This window comes from Streptomyces sp. H27-H5 (genome assembly GCF_026627505.1).
Taxonomy (GTDB): domain Bacteria; phylum Actinomycetota; class Actinomycetes; order Streptomycetales; family Streptomycetaceae; genus Streptomyces.
Genome location: NZ_JAPNLK010000092.1, coordinates 16901 through 32279, shown reverse-complemented (window position 1 = coordinate 32279; position 15379 = coordinate 16901). Strand labels below are relative to the sequence as shown.

The window sequence follows — 15379 nt, the reverse complement described above, 5'->3', positions numbered from 1 at the left end:
CACCCCCACCCGCCCGGCCAGGGCTACGGTCGCCCCATGCCCCCCACCCCCGGCGACAGCCGCGCGGCCGCCAACGCCGCCACCGTCCTGCGGACCGTCCTCGCGCACGGCCCCGTCGCCCGCAGCGGCATCTCCGCGCTGAGCGGTCTGAGCCAGGCCGCCGTCTCCCGCCAGACCACCGGCCTGCTCCGCAGCGGCCTGCTGCGCGAGCTCCCGCACCCGAGCGGCGGAACGGGCGAGGCGGCCGGGACGGCCGGGCCCGGCACCGCCGGCCGCCCCCGCATCCCGCTGGACCTGCACACGGGTGCCGTAGGCGGCCCGCTCGCCGCCGGACTGCACATCGGCGTGCCCGCCTCGAACTTCAGCCTGGTCGATCTCCGCGGCCAGGTGGTGGCCCGCCGCACCCTCCCGCACACGGCCGGACCACCGACCCCCGCCCGTCTCGCGACGGAACTGCGCCGCTTCCTCCACGACCACGGCCACGCCACGCACGCCCGCACGACACACGACCACACCGCGCCCACCGAGCCCCCGACGCCCGCCGCGCGAACCGCCCACCGCCCCCTCCTCGGCATCGGCGCCGCCCTAGGCGGCTGGATCCGCCCCGCCGAGGGGGTCGTCGTACGGCACGAGGCACTCGGCTGGCACGACAAGCCACTCGCGGCCGAGCTGTCGGCCGCCCTGGGGTTGCCGGTGCACCTCGACAACCACGCCCGGGCCGTCGCCCGAGCCGAGATGCTGTTCGGGCACCCGTCGGCCCGCCGCAGCATCGTGCACCTGTTCATCGGCAACGTGGTGGACGCCGCGTTCGGCATCGAGGGCACCGTCCACCAGGGCCCCGGTTCGGCCGCGGGCGACGTCGCGCACCTTCCCGTCCCCGGATCGGCGGCCCGTTGCGCGTGCGGCCGTACGGGGTGCCTCCAGGCCACCGCATCCGACACGGCCCTGGGCGCCGAGGCCGTGCGCCTCGGGATCGTTCCCGAGCCGGCCATCGGGCTGATCGTGGACGCGGCCGCCACCGGCGATCCCCGCGCCGACCGGCTGCTGCGCGAGCGGGCCCGTGCGGTGGGGCGGGCCGCGGCCCTGCTGCTGGACGTGTTCAACCCGGCGGTGCTGCTGGTGTCGGAGCTGTCGAGCATCCTGCACGAGGGCTATCTCGACGAGATCCGCGAGGCGGCGACGGCCCAGTCGCACGTCTGCGACGACCCGGCCCGGATCATCGGCCCGTACGCGGGCCCGGCGGTCCTCACCCAGGCGTCGGCGACGGTCCTGCTCGGCCCGCTGTTCCAGGACCCCGCCGCCGCGCCCGCGCCCGCGCTCGCCCCCGCCACCGCACCCAGCGGCCCGCCCGACATCGCCCCCCATACCCCTACTCGCAGGTAACTCACCCGCTGACCTGCGAGTGCGAGATCACATCCGGCGGTTCTGGTCTCGATTGAGCGACCCCCCTAGCATTCGAGCCATGACGGTCCTGCCTGATGACGGGCTCTCCCTGGCCGCCGAGTTTCCTGACGCGACACATGAGCAGTGGCAGCGCCTGGTTGAAGGCGTACTGCGCAAGTCGGGCAAGGAAGCCTCCGGCGAGGCAGCTGAAGACGCGTTGTCCACCACGCTTGAGGACGGGCTCCGCACCCGCCCCCTGTACACCGCACGCCCCGACGCGGAGGACACCGGCTTCCCCGGGTTCGCCCCCTTCGTCCGCGGGGGCACGCCCGAGGGCACGAGCGCGTCGGGCTGGGACGTACGCCAGCGGTTCGTCGGCAGCGACCCCGTTCGGGTGAACGAGGCGGCCCTCGCGGACCTGGAGAACGGCACCACCTCCCTCTGGCTCACCCTGGGCCCCACCGGGCTCCCGGTGGACGGTCTCGCCCGCGCCCTGGACGGCGTCTACCTCGACCTCGCCCCGATCACGCTCGACGCGGGCGCCGCGTACGCCGACGCCGCCCGCGCGCTGCTGGGTCTGTACGCCGACCGCGGGGTGGCCCCCGAGGCCGCCCGTGCCTCGCTGGGCGTCGACCCGCTGGGGCACGAGGCGCGGACGGGTGAGGCGCTCGACCTCGCCGAGGCCGCCGCGCTCGCCCGGGAGACGGCCGCCGACTGGCCCCACGTACGCGCCCTGACCGCGGACGCCCTGCCCTACCACGAGGCGGGCGGCAGCGCCGCCGAGGAGCTGGGGTTGTCCCTGGCCACCGGCGTCGCCTACCTCCGCGCCCTCACGGACGCCGGCATGGGCACCGAAGAGGCCTTCGGGCAGTTGGAGTTCCGCTACGCGGCCACCGCCGACCAGTTCCTCACCATCGCCAAGCTGCGCGCCGCGCGCCGGCTCTGGGCCCGGATCGGCGAGGGCTGCGGGGTCCCGGAGGCCGCCGCCCAGCGTCAACACGCCGTCACCTCACCGGTGATGATGACGCGGCGCGACCCGTGGGTGAACATGCTGCGCACCACCGTCGCCTGCATGGCGGCGGGCGTGGCCGGCGCGGACTCCGTCACCGTGCTCCCCTTCGACCACGACCTGGGCCTGCCCGACGCGTTCGCGCGCCGCATCGCCCGCAACACCTCCACGATCCTGCTGGAGGAGTCGCACCTGGCCCGGGTGATCGACCCGGCCGGCGGTTCCTACTACGTCGAGCAGCTCACCACCGAACTCGCCGCGGCCGCCTGGGAGTTCTTCCGGACGGTGGAGAAGGCGGGCGGTCTTCCCGAGGCCCTGCGTTCCGGTCTGGTCGCCGAGCGCCTGACGGCCACCTGGGCCGAGCGCTCCAAGAAGCTCGCCAAGCGCCGCGAACCGATCACCGGCGTCAGCGAGTTCCCGAACCTGTCGGAGAAGCCCGTCGTGCGCGAACCGGCGCCCGAGGGCCCCACCGGCGGGCTGCCCCGCGTCCGGCGCGACGAGGCGTACGAGGCCCTGCGCGCCCGTGGTGACGCGCACCTCGCGGCGACCGGGGCCCGGCCGCGGATCTTCCTGGCGGCCCTGGGGCCGGCGGCCGCGCACACCGGCCGCGCCACCTTCGCCTCGAACCTCTTCCAGGCGGGCGGCGTCGAGCCGGTGCACGACCCGGTGTCGGTGACCCCGGAGACGGCCGCCGCCGCCTACGCCGCGAGCGGCGCGGACGGCATGGCGGTGCTGTGCTCCAGCGACGCGCTGTACGAGGAGCAGGCCGAGGCGGTGGCCGCGGCCCTGCGCTCGGCGGGCGCCACGACCGTGTTCCTCGCCGGCAGGCCCGGTACCGCCGGGCAGGCCGTGGACGAGTACGTCTTCGCCGGCTGCGACGCGGTCGCCGTACTGTCCTCCGTACTCGACCGGATGGGAGTGGCCCCGTGAGCGGCATCCCCGACTTCTCCGAACTCGCGCTGAACGGCGACGCGACGGCCGGTGTCTCCGAGGAGCAGTGGCGCGCCGCCGTCAAGGAGTCCACCGGCAGCGGTGCCTCCGACCTGCTGTGGGAGACCCCCGAGGGCATCGGCGTCAAGCCGCTGTACACCGGGCGTGACCTGGAGGGCCTGGACTTCCTGCGGACGTACCCGGGTGTGGCGCCGTACCTGCGCGGCCCGTACCCGACGATGTACGTCAACCAGCCCTGGACGATCCGGCAGTACGCCGGTTTCTCCACGGCCGAGGAGTCCAACGCCTTCTACCGGCGCAACCTCGCGGCCGGCCAGAAGGGCCTGTCGATCGCCTTCGACCTGCCCACGCACCGCGGCTACGACAGCGACCACCCGCGCGTGACGGGCGATGTCGGCATGGCGGGCGTGGCCATCGACTCGATCTACGACATGAGGCAGCTGTTCGACGGGATCCCGTTGGACAAGATGACGGTGTCGATGACGATGAACGGCGCCGTGCTGCCGGTCCTCGCGCTGTACATCGTGGCGGCGGAGGAGCAGGGCGTCTCCCCCGACAAGCTCGCCGGGACCATCCAGAACGACATCCTCAAAGAGTTCATGGTCCGCAACACCTACATCTATCCGCCGAAGCCCTCGATGCGGATCATCTCGGACATCTTCGCCTTCACCTCGCAGAAGATGCCCCGCTACAACTCCATCTCGATCTCCGGCTACCACATCCAGGAAGCGGGGGCGACGGCCGACCTGGAGCTGGCGTACACCCTCGCGGACGGCGTGGAGTACCTGCGGGCCGGGCAGGCCGTGGGACTGGACGTGGACGCGTTCGCGCCCCGGTTGTCCTTCTTCTGGGCCATCGGGATGAACTTCTTCATGGAGGTCGCGAAGCTGCGCGCGGCCCGCCTGCTGTGGGCGCGCCTGGTCAAGCAGTTCGACCCGAAGAACGCCAAGTCGCTGTCGCTGCGCACCCACTCGCAGACCTCCGGTTGGTCGCTGACGGCCCAGGACGTCTTCAACAACGTCACGCGCACCTGCATCGAGGCGATGGCGGCGACCCAGGGGCACACCCAGTCGCTGCACACCAACGCCCTCGACGAGGCCCTCGCCCTGCCGACGGACTTCTCGGCGCGCATCGCCCGCAACACCCAGCTGCTGCTCCAGCAGGAGTCGGGGACCTGCCGGTCGATCGACCCGTGGGGCGGCAGCGCGTACGTCGAGAAGCTGACCTACGACCTGGCGCGGCGGGCCTGGCAGCACATCGAGGAGGTCGAGGCGGCCGGCGGCATGGCCCAGGCCATCGACGCGGGCATCCCGAAACTGCGCGTGGAGGAGGCCGCGGCCCGTACGCAGGCGCGGATCGACTCCGGCCGGCAGCCGGTGATCGGCGTGAACAAGTACCGCGTGGAGACCGACGAGCAGATCGACGTCCTCAAGGTCGACAACTCCTCCGTGCGCGCGCAGCAGATCGCCAAGCTGCGGCGGCTGCGCGAGGAGCGCGACGAGGCGGTCACCCAGGACACCCTGCGGGCGCTGACGAACGCGGCCGGCAGCGGCGAGGGCAACCTGTTGGCCCTCGCGGTGGACGCGGCCCGCGCCAAGGCGACCGTGGGTGAGATCTCGGACGCCTTGGAGAAGGTCTACGGGCGTCACGCGAGCCAGATCCGTACGATCTCGGGTGTGTACCGCATGGAAGCAGGCGAGTCCCCGTCCGTGGAGCGCACCCGTGCGCTCGTCGACCGGTTCGAGGAGGCGGAGGGCCGTCGTCCGCGCATCCTGGTCGCCAAGATGGGCCAGGACGGGCACGACCGCGGCCAGAAGGTGATCGCCACCGCCTTCGCCGACCTGGGCTTCGACGTGGACGTCGGCCCGCTGTTCCAGACGCCGGCGGAGGTGGCCCGCCAGGCCGTCGAGGCGGACGTCCACGTGGTGGGCGTGTCGTCGCTGGCGGCCGGTCACCTGACCCTCGTGCCGGCGCTGCGCGAGCAGCTGGCGGAGGAGGGGCGCGAGGACATCATGATCGTGGTGGGCGGGGTCATCCCACCCGCGGACGTGCCGACCCTGCTGGAGATGGGTGCCACAGCGGTCTTCCCGCCGGGCACCGTGATCCCGGACGCGGCCCACGACCTGGTGACGCGGCTGGCCGCGGATCTCGGGCACGAGCTGTAGGCGGGCGTCGATGCCGAAGATCGACATCGAGGCGTACGCGAAGGGGGTCCTCGACGGGAAGCGCGCGTTCGTCGCGCGCGCCATCACGCTCGTCGAGTCCACCCTGCCGGCCCACCGGGCGTTGGCCCAGCAGCTCCTGACGGAGTTGCTCCCGCACTCGGGGCGGGCACGCCGGATCGGCATCAGCGGCGTCCCGGGGGTGGGCAAGTCCACCTTCATCGACGCCTTCGGCACGATGCTCACGGCGCTGGGCCACCGGGTGGCGGTCCTGGCCGTGGACCCCTCGTCCACCCGCACGGGCGGTTCCATCCTCGGCGACAAGACCCGGATGGAACGCCTCGCGGTGGACCCGGCGGCCTTCGTCCGCCCCTCCCCCTCGGCGGGCACGCTGGGCGGGGTGGCCAAGGCCACCCGCGAGTCGATGATCGTGATGGAGGCGGCGGGCTACGACGTGGTGCTCGTCGAGACGGTCGGCGTCGGCCAGTCGGAGACGACCGTGGCCGGCATGGTCGACTCCTTCCTCCTGCTCTCGCTGGCCCGTACGGGCGACCAGCTCCAGGGCATCAAGAAGGGCGTCCTGGAACTGGCCGACGTGCTGGCCGTGAACAAGGCCGACGGCCCGCACGAACGCGACGCGAAGGCGGCGGCGCGTGAACTGGCGGGCGCGCTGCGGTTGATGCATCCGGCCGACGCGGCCTGGACCCCGCCGGTCCTGACGTGCAGCGCGCGGGAGTCGGCGGGCCTGGACGAGATCTGGAACCGCCTGGAGCAGCATCGCCGGCTCCTGGAGGCGGGCGGCCGGCTGGCCGCGAAGCGGGCCGCGCAGCAGGTGGAGTGGACCTGGTCGATGGTGCGCGAGGAACTGTTGGAGCGGCTGCGCTCCGACCCGGCCGTACGCGATCTCGCGCCCGCGCTGGAAGCCTCGGTGCGGGAGGGCACCCTGACGCCGACCCTGGCGGCGGACCGGATCCTGAAGGCCTTCCACGCCTCCTGACGGGCCCGGATCCGGCGGGCGCGGGGCGCGCGGGCGGAACGAGCGCGGGGCGTACGACGAGGGGGCGGGCCGGGGATTCCCGTACCCGCCCCGCCCCGCCCTCATGCGGAGGTCGCGGAGGTCGCGGAGGTCAGGCCTCGACCAGCACCGGCCCGCCGGAGGCCAGGGCGTCCCGCAGGACCCGTACCCGCTCGCCCGGCTCGACGTCCGCGAGCAGCGCGGACAGCACGGCGATGCGCACCTGACCCGCGCGCAGCGTCCCGGAGGGGACGGCCCCGGCGGCGACCAGGTCGACCGCCCCGCCGTGCGTGTAGATCTCGGTGACCGGCCCGGCGGCGACGCGCGTGGTCAGGGCGACCAGGACGCCCCGCTCGACGGCGTCCCGTACCGCGTCGACGATCTCGGGCGTGGCGTTGCCCGCCCCGGTGCCGACGAGGACGATGCCGCGCGCGCCCGCCTCGACGGCGGCGTTCAGGAGCACCGGGTCGCCGTCGGCGTGGTGCATCACCATGTCCACGCGGGGCGGCAGTTCCGGCATCGAGGGCAGGGCGAGCGGGGTCGGCCGCTGCGGGGTGCGCAGCATGGTGACCTTGCCGAAGCCGATCTTCCCGAGCAGTACCTTCGAGGGGTCGGCGAACGCGTCCAGGGCCACGGCCTGGGTCTTCACGGTCCCGCGCGCGGCGTGCACCCGTCCGGCGAAGGTGATCAGGACGCCGAGCCCGCGGGTGGAGGCGGCGGTGAGCAGCGCGTCGTACAGGTTGCCCGGTCCGTCGCCGTCCGCGGAGCCCATGGGCAGTTGCGAGCCGGTGAACACGACGGTGCGCGGGTCGTGGTGGTGGAGGTCGACGAGGAAGGCCGACTCCTCCAGGGTGTCGGTGCCGTGGGTGACAACGATGCCGTCGACGTCGGGGTCGGCGAGGACCTCGTGGACCGTGCGCAGCAGGGTCAGCTGGTGGGCGGTGGTGAGCCGGGGGCTGTTGACGCTGAACAGGTCCACCACCTCGACGGTGATCCCCTCGGGGAGCGGGGCGGTGGCCATCACCTCGCTGCCGTCGGCGTCGGCCGCGAAGCCGGATCCCTGCCAGCGGCTGGCTATCGTTCCGCCGGTGCTGATGACGACGATGCGTCCCATGCCCGCCCTTCCCTCACGCCTGATCGCACACAATTCCGATAAAGGCAATGATAGTAAGATCTACGCGCAATGAGATTGCCACTTGAGGCCCTGGCGTGACATTCGGTGGTGGATGATTGCGTCATGGACGCCATCGATCGCGAAATCTTGCGCGAGCTTCAGCAGGACGGTCGCCTCAGCAACCAGGAGCTGGCCCAGCGCGTGGGCCTGACCCCCTCCCCCTGCATGCGCCGGGTGCGCCAACTGGAACAGGACGGGGTGATCCAGGGCTACCGCGCGGTGATCGACCCCGAGGCGGTGGGCCGCGGCTTCGAGGTGCTGGTCTCCGTCGAGGTGCGGCGCGACCGCGAAGCGGTCGAGGCCTTCGAGGCGGCCCTCCAGGACATCCCCGACGTCATCGAGGCCTACCGACTGTTCGGCAGCCCGGGCTGCCTGCTGCGCATCGCCGTCGCCGACCTGCGCGCCTACGAGCGCCTGTGGATCGAACAGCTCACCGCGCTGTCCGGAGTCACCGAGGTCAACTCCCAGATCATCATGAAGCGCATCAAGGACCACACGGGCCTGCCCGTGGACCTGTGACCGCGGGCCCCGGGCAGCCACGACCATGCCCTGACCGGCGAGAGGCGCCCGGCTCCCGGCGAGAGGTGCCTCGCGCCGGGAGCCCCTCCGGCCGGTCGACGACCCGGTGTCGCCGGGTCGTCGTCCGCCGGGTGCCGCGGGAATGCGGCGCCGCCGTCAGGCGCGGGCGCCCGGGTCGTGCCTGCCGAGGGACGCCTTGACCGCTCGGGCGTACGGGCCTTCCCACCACGGGATCGTCTCGACCAGGACCGGCTTGATGCCGGACGCCAGGACGAGTGCCCGACCGGGGGGCATCGCGCCCAGGTCGGAGACCTTCAGGACGCGGTCGTGGCGCACGGACTCGTTCATGGTGCGGTTGCCGGACCAGCCACCCGTCTCCGATTCGCGGGTCGTGGAGAACTCGCGCAGCTGGTACTCGCCCGCCAGCTCGGACAGGTCGCCGAGGAAGCGGGTATCGGAGACGCCGCCGCCGTACACCCGCACGTTCGCGGCCGACCAGAGCTTCTCCATGCCCCGTTCGCCCCATACTTCGATGCCCTGGGCCCAGGACTGGAGGATCGTCATCAGGATGATGCCGCGTGAGCCGTAGTGCGAATACAGGTCGGGCAGGGCGCGCCAGCGGCAGACGTTCGCCGCCTCGTCCAGGACACCGACCAGCGGGCGCGACAGCCGGCCGCCGCGTTGGGTGGTGGCGTACTCCTCGGCGGCCTCGACGACGGCCACCGTCAGGGCGGTCACCAGCGGGCCCGCCGAGTCGCTGCCCTCGCGGGAGAGCGAGAAGAGGGTGGAGTCGCCGCGCACGAACTCGTGCGGGTCGAACTCCGGACGGTCGTCGTGGTGCGAGTTCGGCGTCACCCACCGGTTGACCTCGGGGTTGACCAGGCATGACGCCATCTGCTGGGCCACGCCGTAGATGCCGCTGCGCTGCTTGTCCGGGGCGCTGATCACACCGGCCAGGGAGTCGGCGGGCATGAGGTGTCCCGCACCGCGCAGGATGCGCTCCGGGGTGTCGTCCTTCGGGTTGGCCAGCCAGGTGTAGATCTGCGTGATCGAGGATTTGGCGGTGGCCGCGGCGAGCAGCAGGTTGGCGAGCAGGTCCTGTCCGGCCGGGTCGAAGAACGCGTCGGTGGAGGCATCGGCGTCGCGCGAACCCGACGCGAAGTGGTCGGCCAGCTTGCGGGCCTTGGCGACGTCGGTCACGTACGACAGCGGGTTCCACCACCACGTGGGCGGCTCCTGCGCGACCTGCTGCGGGTCGAAGACCCAGACCTGACCGCACGCCTCGCGCGGGCCGCGGGTGGCGTCGACGATGTCGCGCTTGTTGGAGGTGACCAGGACGGAGCCGGGGGCGTCGAGGATCGCGGGGATCGCGCGACGGGTCGTCTTGCCGGTACGAGGGCCCCAGATGTCGACGTGCATGTCCTCGAAGGACCCGAACAGCGGTTGCCGTCCCCGCAGCGAGCGGCCGATGAAAACGCCGGGTGATCTGCTGTCCACGCCCAGGCGTTCGGCGGTGGCGGCGGCTCCCTTCATGGTGAGCTTGCCGAGTTCCTCGCCCTGGGCGAGGTGGCGGGCGGCGCCGTCGACGTCCGGCTTGTTGCGCATGCGCTGACGGATCCGATACACCGCGGTCGCGGCCCCGGCGATCAGGACCGCCTCGCCCGCGGCCACCGCGTTCGCCGCGCCGTGCGGCCAGGAGTAGTCACCCGTGACCAGGGACACCGCGAAGGAGAAGGGATTGCCCGGCGGCGCCGGTTCCCCGCCGAGGGACGCGCCGACGCGGGCGGCGAACCAGGCACCGCAGAGCAGGGCCAGGACCGAGCCGACGAGCACGGCGATCTCGATCGTCCAGTCGTCGTCGGAGCGTGGCTTCTTCTGCTGGTGGACGGTCATGGTCAGGACTTTCCTTCCGCTGGAACAGATGTGGCACGGAAGACGAAGAGACCCTGCTCGCCCCGGAGGCTTCCCTCTCCGCTACGCATGCTCTCCACCGCCCTCGGTGGGATTGGTGCCCGGCGGGATCGGCACCCGGTACACGCCGGTGACGGTGCCCTGCACGTCCCAGGTGCTGAACTCGACGTTCTTGCCCGCGCGGGGGGCGTGGAGGATCTTCTTGCCGGCCGGGTCCCACACGACGCCCACGTGCTCGGAACCCCTGCTGCCGGGGCGGAAGAAGATGATGTCGCCGGGCTGCGCCTTGCTCAGATCGACCTTGTACGGCCGGAGCTTGTCCTCCTGGTCGTAAGTGACGGACCCGATGTCGATCTTGCCGCCGCTGGCCTGGTAGTAGATCCACTGGGTGTAGCTGGAACAGTCGAAGGAGACGGGATTGTCGCCCTGCAACCGCGGTGCGCCCCAGACGTACGGCTGCCCGATGCCGCGCTGCGCCCAGCGCAGTGCCGCCCGCACCACCGGGTCGTCGGCTCCCGGAAGCACACCGCTCACGGTGCCGTCCGGAGCAACCGCGGTGCCCTTGCCGTTCTTGGCGCAGGCGGCGTACTCGGCGTCCTTGCCCGTGCTGCCGTCACCGCCGGGCACGGTGCCGTAGTCGGGCTGGGCCGAGATCTTGCCCTGTAGCCAGTCCTGCGGGTCGACCATGCCGGGACCGTTGTCCTGGCCGGGAACGAAGGGGTTGTCGACACCCGGGAGGCGGACCTCCCAGTGCAGGTGCGCGCCGAAGGAGTTGCCGGTGTTGCCGACGGTGCCGATCTGGTCGCCGCGCTTGACGGAGGCGCCCTGGGAGACCATGGCCTTCGTCTGGTGCGCGTACAGGGTGACGACGCCGTTGGCGTGCTCGATGTGTGTCTCGTTGCCGTACGAGCCGCCGCTGCTCACCTTGATGACCTTGCCGTCGGCGGGTGCGTAGATCGGCGTGCCGGCGGCGGCCGGCATGTCGAGGCCGGTGTGGTAGCCGAGGCTCCAACTGGGGCCGTTCTGGTGGTACTTGGTGCCGAGCGTGTACGTGCCCTCCTTCAACGGCCACTGCCAGCTCTTGCCGTCCTGGGCCGGCGGCTCGGCGGGCTTGAGCAGGGGGCGGGAGAACGCCACGGTCTGGATCCCGCCGCTCCGGGGGGCTTGGCCGATCCGGTTGTCCCCGTAGGAGGCGGCTTGCGTCTGCCCCGTGTCACCGCCGTAGGGCGGGGTGGACCAGGATCGCGGTGAGGTCGCCTTGATGCTCAGGGCCTCGGTGGGCTGGGCCCCGTTGCCGACCGGCGCGGGGATGTCGGACTGCCGGCCGAGGGTGGGAAAGTCGGGGTTCTTGTCGACGGTCGCCTTCAGGTGCGCGTACCAGCCCTCGATGAGGTTCTTCTCGCCGGTGAGGTTGCCCCGGTAGCGGGCCGACTGGGTGAGGACCACCCGCGGGTAGACGGTGTTGTCGGAGTTCGAACCCGAGTACTTCAGCAGCGCCTTCCAGGGGTTCGTCTCGACCTTCATCGCGTGCAGGAAGTTGGCCGCGGCGTATGCCGCGTCGTCGATGTTGTAGAGGTCCTTCTTGCCGTCGTTGTTGCCGTCGGCGCCGTAGTCGTGCCACGCGTCGTTGCCGAACTGGAGCAGGCCCATGTAGCCGGCGCTGTTCTTGCCCCCGGGGGCGGCGGACGGGTCCTGGCCGTACTTGGTCTCCTGGTACATCTGACCGGCAATCATCGTCCAGTCCAGTCCCTCGTAGCGGGCTGCTGCCCGCATCGAGGCCAGGATCATCCGGGGGGGTATCTCGTTGCGGGCCGTCTCACTGGGCAGGTAGATCTTGCCGGCCGGCATGACCGGGTTGGTGGCCGCCTGGTCGCCGGTGCTTCCCCCGGCGGCGTTCTCGGCATAGTTGCCGCAGGCCGCCTGGGCGGCGCCGCTGCCGAGACCGCCCACCAGAGCACTGATCATGACGAGTGCGATGAAACCGATGCCACCGATCGGCAGCAGGCCGCCGGCGCCGACGAGCAACAGCATCTTGCCGTTGCCCTTCTTCTTGCCGCCACCGCCACCGCCCTGACCTCCGGCCATCTGGGCAGCCATCTTGGCCGTCTTGGCCACCTTGGCTGCCTTGGACGCGGCCGCCAGTACGGCAGGAGCCACCATCGAGTCTCACTCCCCCGCTTCGTCGGATGCGCCCACGTTGCCCAGACCCTGCAGGTTGAAGGACGAGACCTTCCAGGCGCCGGCCTCCTTGCGGGAACTGACCAGCCAGGAATTCGTCTCCGTACGGGTCTGCTTGCCGCCCTCGGTACGGGTCGCGGTCACCGACACCACGCTGGACACCAGGCTGCCGCCGCCTTTGACGAGGTCCTGGGCGATCATCCCGTCGCGGACCACGGTCGCCTTGCCGGCGGACGTGCATCGAGCGACCTGGCAGGTGGCCCAGTCCTTGCCCGTGGGCAGAACGGTCAGCGCCTTCATCTGAGCGTCCCGCACCGTGAGTTCGAGCAGGGGCTTCGCCCAGCCGGCGCTCTGGTCGGTGTACCGGTACGTGCTGAGGCCGGTCATGTAGGCGGCCATGGCGCGGTGGGCCTCGCTCAGTTCCTCCGGCGTGACGATCGGCGGGACGCCGTCGACGCCGCCCGCACCGGTCTGCCCGCCCTCGTCGTCGGAGCCGCCGCCACCGGCCGTACCGGCCTCCTTGCCCGGTCCGGCCGTCGAGGAGGCCTTGCCATCGGGCGGGTTCTCCGCGTCGTCCTCGCCGTCGAAAACGGTGAGGACGACCAGGGAGACGATCAGCAGAACGCCCAGGATCGCCAGGGCAAGTGCCGCACTTCGCTTGTTCTCGGCAGGTGACTCCACCGTCCCGGGCCTCCCTCAGTCAGGTCGCCCGGACACGGTAGGGGGAGGGACGGCGGAAGACGCAGGCCATTTCCTCACGAGGAAAGACGAGGAAAGACCGAGGAAAACTCAGGGATTCGGGCCGGGGTACGGGCACGAAGGCCATGCGAAGAATCGGTGAAAGGAGCCCCCCGAACCCTCACCGGTCCTGCTCATGACGCGGGCGCGTCGGGGTTGCTCTCGGGGCCGTCGGGATCGACGGGCAGCGGTTCGAAGGGGTAGGCCGTGTGGCCGTCCTTGGGCGAACAGGCCGCGAACGGGCCCATGTCCGCGTCCATCAGCACCCGCAGGTGCGGATCGGCGTGGTGGAGCCACCAGGTGGACATGCCCAGGGCCGGGTCGTGCCGCAGATGCTCCCAGGCCAGCCAGAGCGCGGAGAGCCGGGCGCCCGCCTCCGGGTGCTCCCACCAGCGCGGACACCAGGTGGCGGTCGAGCCGTTCACACGGCGCCGCACCATCTGCGACAGGTATTCGGAGACGAAGACGAAGACGTCGGCGAAGTAGAACTCCACCTCTTCCTCGGACGCTTGTTGCGCCTCGGCGCTCGTGCTCATGGGTGGGCCCTCCGGGCGGATCGGTCGTTCGACGTGATGTGACATGGATGGTGCGGGGTGCCCGTTCGAGCCGGTGGGAGCCGCTCAGTGCCCGATGCCGACGGCCTTCGGCGCGACCTCGGCGGCCACCGGGTTGCTCACACCGTGGGTGGACGGGCCGCGCGGGCTCGGTGGCGCGGCCGTGGGGCGGATGGTGACACCGGGCAGGAAGGCAGCGGCTCGGGCGGATACGACGTGCTGTTGCTGTTGCTGGTGCTGTTGCTGCCGGGCCGCCGGTTCGGGCGGCGCCGGCGCGGCCAACTCGTCGTAGGTGTGGGCCGAGGAGAGCCGGGAGAGCGCGGAGGCGTGTGCCTCCCGCAGGTTCTCGGGTACGTCGAGGGCGCCGAGCTTCGCCGCGAAGTCCTTCGGCACGGTGGTCTGGACGTCGTAGTCCTCCATCCGCACCTGGCAGCGCAGGGACTCATTGGCCATCAACGCGTCCACCTCGGGCGGCAGATGCTCGTGGCGGGGCGCGGGCAACGGGAAACCGACGTTCTCCTTGCCCACGGTCTCGTGCGCGAGCAACCGCGGCAGCTCGTCCTTCCCCAGGATCGAGTGAGCGCCGATGTCGGCGCAGAAGGCGACGACCGGCCCTTCGGCCGCCTCGGCGTAGCGTCCCGAGATGGTGGCCCACACCTCCGGGGCCAGGCCGTCGACCTCCGCCGCGTCCAAGGCGAAGTCGTTGACCAGGGACTCCTTCACCAGGGGCTCCCACAGCCGGTACGCGTCCAGTTGCCGGCCCGCGGGGCTGTCCTCCAGCACCTGGTACGCACGACTCTCGCCGCACGCCTGCGCCAGGAAGCGGTGGTCCACGACCCGGGGCGCGCCCTCGGGCCGGGACTTCCACGACCAGAAGGCGCGTGTGGCGCCGCGGTCCTCGTTGGTGACGGACCGGTGCGCGGCGACGTCCCGGATGAACGACGCGATGTCCGGGGTGACGCGGCCCTCGGCATGGGCCGCCCGCCAGTCGGCGTAGATGCGCGCGGTCACCGCCTCGGCCTCGGCCTCGGTACGCGGTCTGCCCGCGCGGTCCGCCTCCTGGAGGGAGATCGCGCGGCTGATCTCGTCCGGAGTCGGGGGCGTCGAGTCCCTCATCGAAGGGCTCGCAGGACGTCGACGGGCGGCCGGACCTCAAGGGAGATCGCCGACGCACCGGGCATGTCCGCGGCCCAGGTGGGGAACGCGACGGACTGACCGAGCAGGATGTACGGCGCGTCCGCACCGGCACCCCGCCAGTACGCGAACCGGTACGGGCGGCGGCTCTTCAGCCGGAACTCCCGGTCGGGCCAGTAGCCGGGCGCGGGGGGCTCCGGGAAGTCCTCGGCGTCCCAGGAGCCGGCCCACGCGGGCGCGCCCAGCACCCCGGCGGCCGCTGCCGCGTACTCGGGCCAGGTCTCGGCGGCCAGGGCGAGCACGGCGGGGTTCTCGTCCGCCGCGCCGGCCTTCACCTGCCACCCGTAGTGGGACACGCTCTCGACCGGGTTCCAGTAGCCACCGGACTCCAAGGTCAGCCGGCCGCCCCCGGGACCGCGCACCACCAGCTGCCGGTCGAAGGTCTGCGGATCCCAGCCGTGGCGTCCGCACCACGCGCGGAACTCCGGGGACCCTCCCTGCGGCGGCCCCGCCCACACCGAGGCCCAGTCCACCGCCTGGAGACCTTCCAGCTCGACGGACAGGTCTCGGGCGGTGCGGCCCGTCGTCTCGGTCAGCATCCTGCTCGACTCCTTGCTCGCTACATGGGGGCGTGTCCGCATCGTGGCGGAC

At 72.0% G+C, this 15379-nt stretch carries 12 protein-coding genes; 5 read left to right on the top strand and 7 right to left on the bottom strand.

Going from position 1 to position 15379, the window contains the following annotated elements; translation table 11 throughout:
- The first annotated feature begins 36 nt into the window (after nucleotides 1–36).
- The 4 genes from OTB19_RS33420 to meaB all read left to right on the top strand — a co-directional run bounded on the left by OTB19_RS33420 (nucleotide 37) and on the right by meaB (nucleotide 6502).
- On the top strand, nucleotides 37–1383 hold the full coding sequence (locus OTB19_RS33420; protein ID WP_267802456.1) for an ROK family transcriptional regulator: 1347 nt from the start codon (nucleotides 37–39) through the stop codon (nucleotides 1381–1383).
- Between the two features lie 79 nt (nucleotides 1384–1462).
- A complete protein-coding gene (locus OTB19_RS33415; protein WP_267802454.1) occupies nucleotides 1463–3322 on the top strand; it encodes a methylmalonyl-CoA mutase family protein in 1860 nt (619 codons plus the stop codon).
- Nucleotides 3319–5508, top strand: a complete 2190-nt coding sequence (gene scpA, locus OTB19_RS33410; RefSeq protein WP_266950352.1) for a methylmalonyl-CoA mutase — start codon at nucleotides 3319–3321, stop codon at nucleotides 5506–5508. The genes OTB19_RS33415 and scpA overlap by 4 nt, the downstream gene beginning before the upstream one ends.
- A gap of 10 nt (nucleotides 5509–5518) precedes the next feature.
- On the top strand, nucleotides 5519–6502 hold the full coding sequence (meaB, locus tag OTB19_RS33405) for a methylmalonyl Co-A mutase-associated GTPase MeaB (protein WP_267802453.1): 984 nt from the start codon (nucleotides 5519–5521) through the stop codon (nucleotides 6500–6502).
- A 130-nt stretch (nucleotides 6503–6632) separates the two neighbouring features.
- On the opposite strand, the gene OTB19_RS33400 is transcribed toward meaB, so the two are convergent.
- A complete protein-coding gene (locus OTB19_RS33400; RefSeq protein WP_267802451.1) occupies nucleotides 6633–7634 on the bottom strand; it encodes an asparaginase in 1002 nt (333 codons plus the stop codon).
- A 123-nt stretch (nucleotides 7635–7757) separates the two neighbouring features.
- Between OTB19_RS33400 and OTB19_RS33395 the strand changes: the two genes are divergently transcribed.
- Complete coding sequence (locus OTB19_RS33395) at nucleotides 7758–8213, top strand: Lrp/AsnC family transcriptional regulator (RefSeq protein ID WP_053676242.1); 456 nt, start codon at nucleotides 7758–7760, stop codon at nucleotides 8211–8213.
- Between the two features lie 156 nt (nucleotides 8214–8369).
- Here the strand turns inward: OTB19_RS33395 and OTB19_RS33390 are convergent, their stop codons facing one another.
- From OTB19_RS33390 to OTB19_RS33365, 6 genes are all read right to left on the bottom strand, one after another.
- Nucleotides 8370–10106 carry a type IV secretory system conjugative DNA transfer family protein gene (locus OTB19_RS33390; RefSeq protein WP_267802450.1) on the bottom strand — a complete coding sequence of 579 codons (1737 nt, stop codon included), beginning with the start codon at nucleotides 10104–10106 and terminating at the stop codon, nucleotides 8370–8372.
- Nucleotides 10107–10187: 81 nt separating this feature from the next.
- Nucleotides 10188–12284: a peptidoglycan DD-metalloendopeptidase family protein gene (locus tag OTB19_RS33385; protein ID WP_267802448.1), complete on the bottom strand. Its 2097-nt coding sequence runs from the start codon at nucleotides 12282–12284 to the stop codon at nucleotides 10188–10190.
- A 6-nt stretch (nucleotides 12285–12290) separates the two neighbouring features.
- Entirely contained in the window at nucleotides 12291–12983 is a 693-nt protein-coding gene (locus tag OTB19_RS33380) for a hypothetical protein (protein ID WP_267802446.1), read from the bottom strand.
- Nucleotides 12984–13174: 191 nt separating this feature from the next.
- Nucleotides 13175–13576, bottom strand: coding sequence for a DUF4913 domain-containing protein (locus tag OTB19_RS33375; RefSeq protein WP_267802445.1), 402 nt, complete (start codon nucleotides 13574–13576; stop codon nucleotides 13175–13177).
- Between the two features lie 84 nt (nucleotides 13577–13660).
- Entirely contained in the window at nucleotides 13661–14710 is a 1050-nt protein-coding gene (locus tag OTB19_RS33370; protein WP_267802443.1) for a hypothetical protein, read from the bottom strand.
- A complete protein-coding gene (locus tag OTB19_RS33365; protein ID WP_267802442.1) occupies nucleotides 14707–15327 on the bottom strand; it encodes a hypothetical protein in 621 nt (206 codons plus the stop codon). Before OTB19_RS33365 ends, OTB19_RS33370 begins: the two co-directional genes overlap by 4 nt.
- Nucleotides 15328–15379: the final 52 nt, after the last annotated feature.

Excerpts from the sequence above, each read along its gene's own strand:
- OTB19_RS33365 (WP_267802442.1), bottom strand. The coding sequence starts at position 15,327 with ATGCTGACCGAGACGACGGGCCGCACCGCCCGAGACCTGTCCGTCGAG.
- OTB19_RS33420 (WP_267802456.1), top strand. The coding sequence starts at position 37 with ATGCCCCCCACCCCCGGCGACAGCCGCGCGGCCGCCAACGCCGCCACC.
- OTB19_RS33415 (WP_267802454.1), top strand. The coding sequence starts at position 1,463 with ATGACGGTCCTGCCTGATGACGGGCTCTCCCTGGCCGCCGAGTTTCCT.
- OTB19_RS33395 (WP_053676242.1), top strand. The coding sequence starts at position 7,758 with ATGGACGCCATCGATCGCGAAATCTTGCGCGAGCTTCAGCAGGACGGT.
- OTB19_RS33390 (WP_267802450.1), bottom strand. The coding sequence starts at position 10,106 with ATGACCGTCCACCAGCAGAAGAAGCCACGCTCCGACGACGACTGGACG.
- OTB19_RS33385 (WP_267802448.1), bottom strand. The coding sequence starts at position 12,284 with ATGGTGGCTCCTGCCGTACTGGCGGCCGCGTCCAAGGCAGCCAAGGTG.
- OTB19_RS33375 (WP_267802445.1), bottom strand. The coding sequence starts at position 13,576 with ATGAGCACGAGCGCCGAGGCGCAACAAGCGTCCGAGGAAGAGGTGGAG.
- OTB19_RS33370 (WP_267802443.1), bottom strand. The coding sequence starts at position 14,710 with ATGAGGGACTCGACGCCCCCGACTCCGGACGAGATCAGCCGCGCGATC.
- meaB (WP_267802453.1), top strand. The coding sequence starts at position 5,519 with ATGCCGAAGATCGACATCGAGGCGTACGCGAAGGGGGTCCTCGACGGG.
- OTB19_RS33400 (WP_267802451.1), bottom strand. The coding sequence starts at position 7,634 with ATGGGACGCATCGTCGTCATCAGCACCGGCGGAACGATAGCCAGCCGC.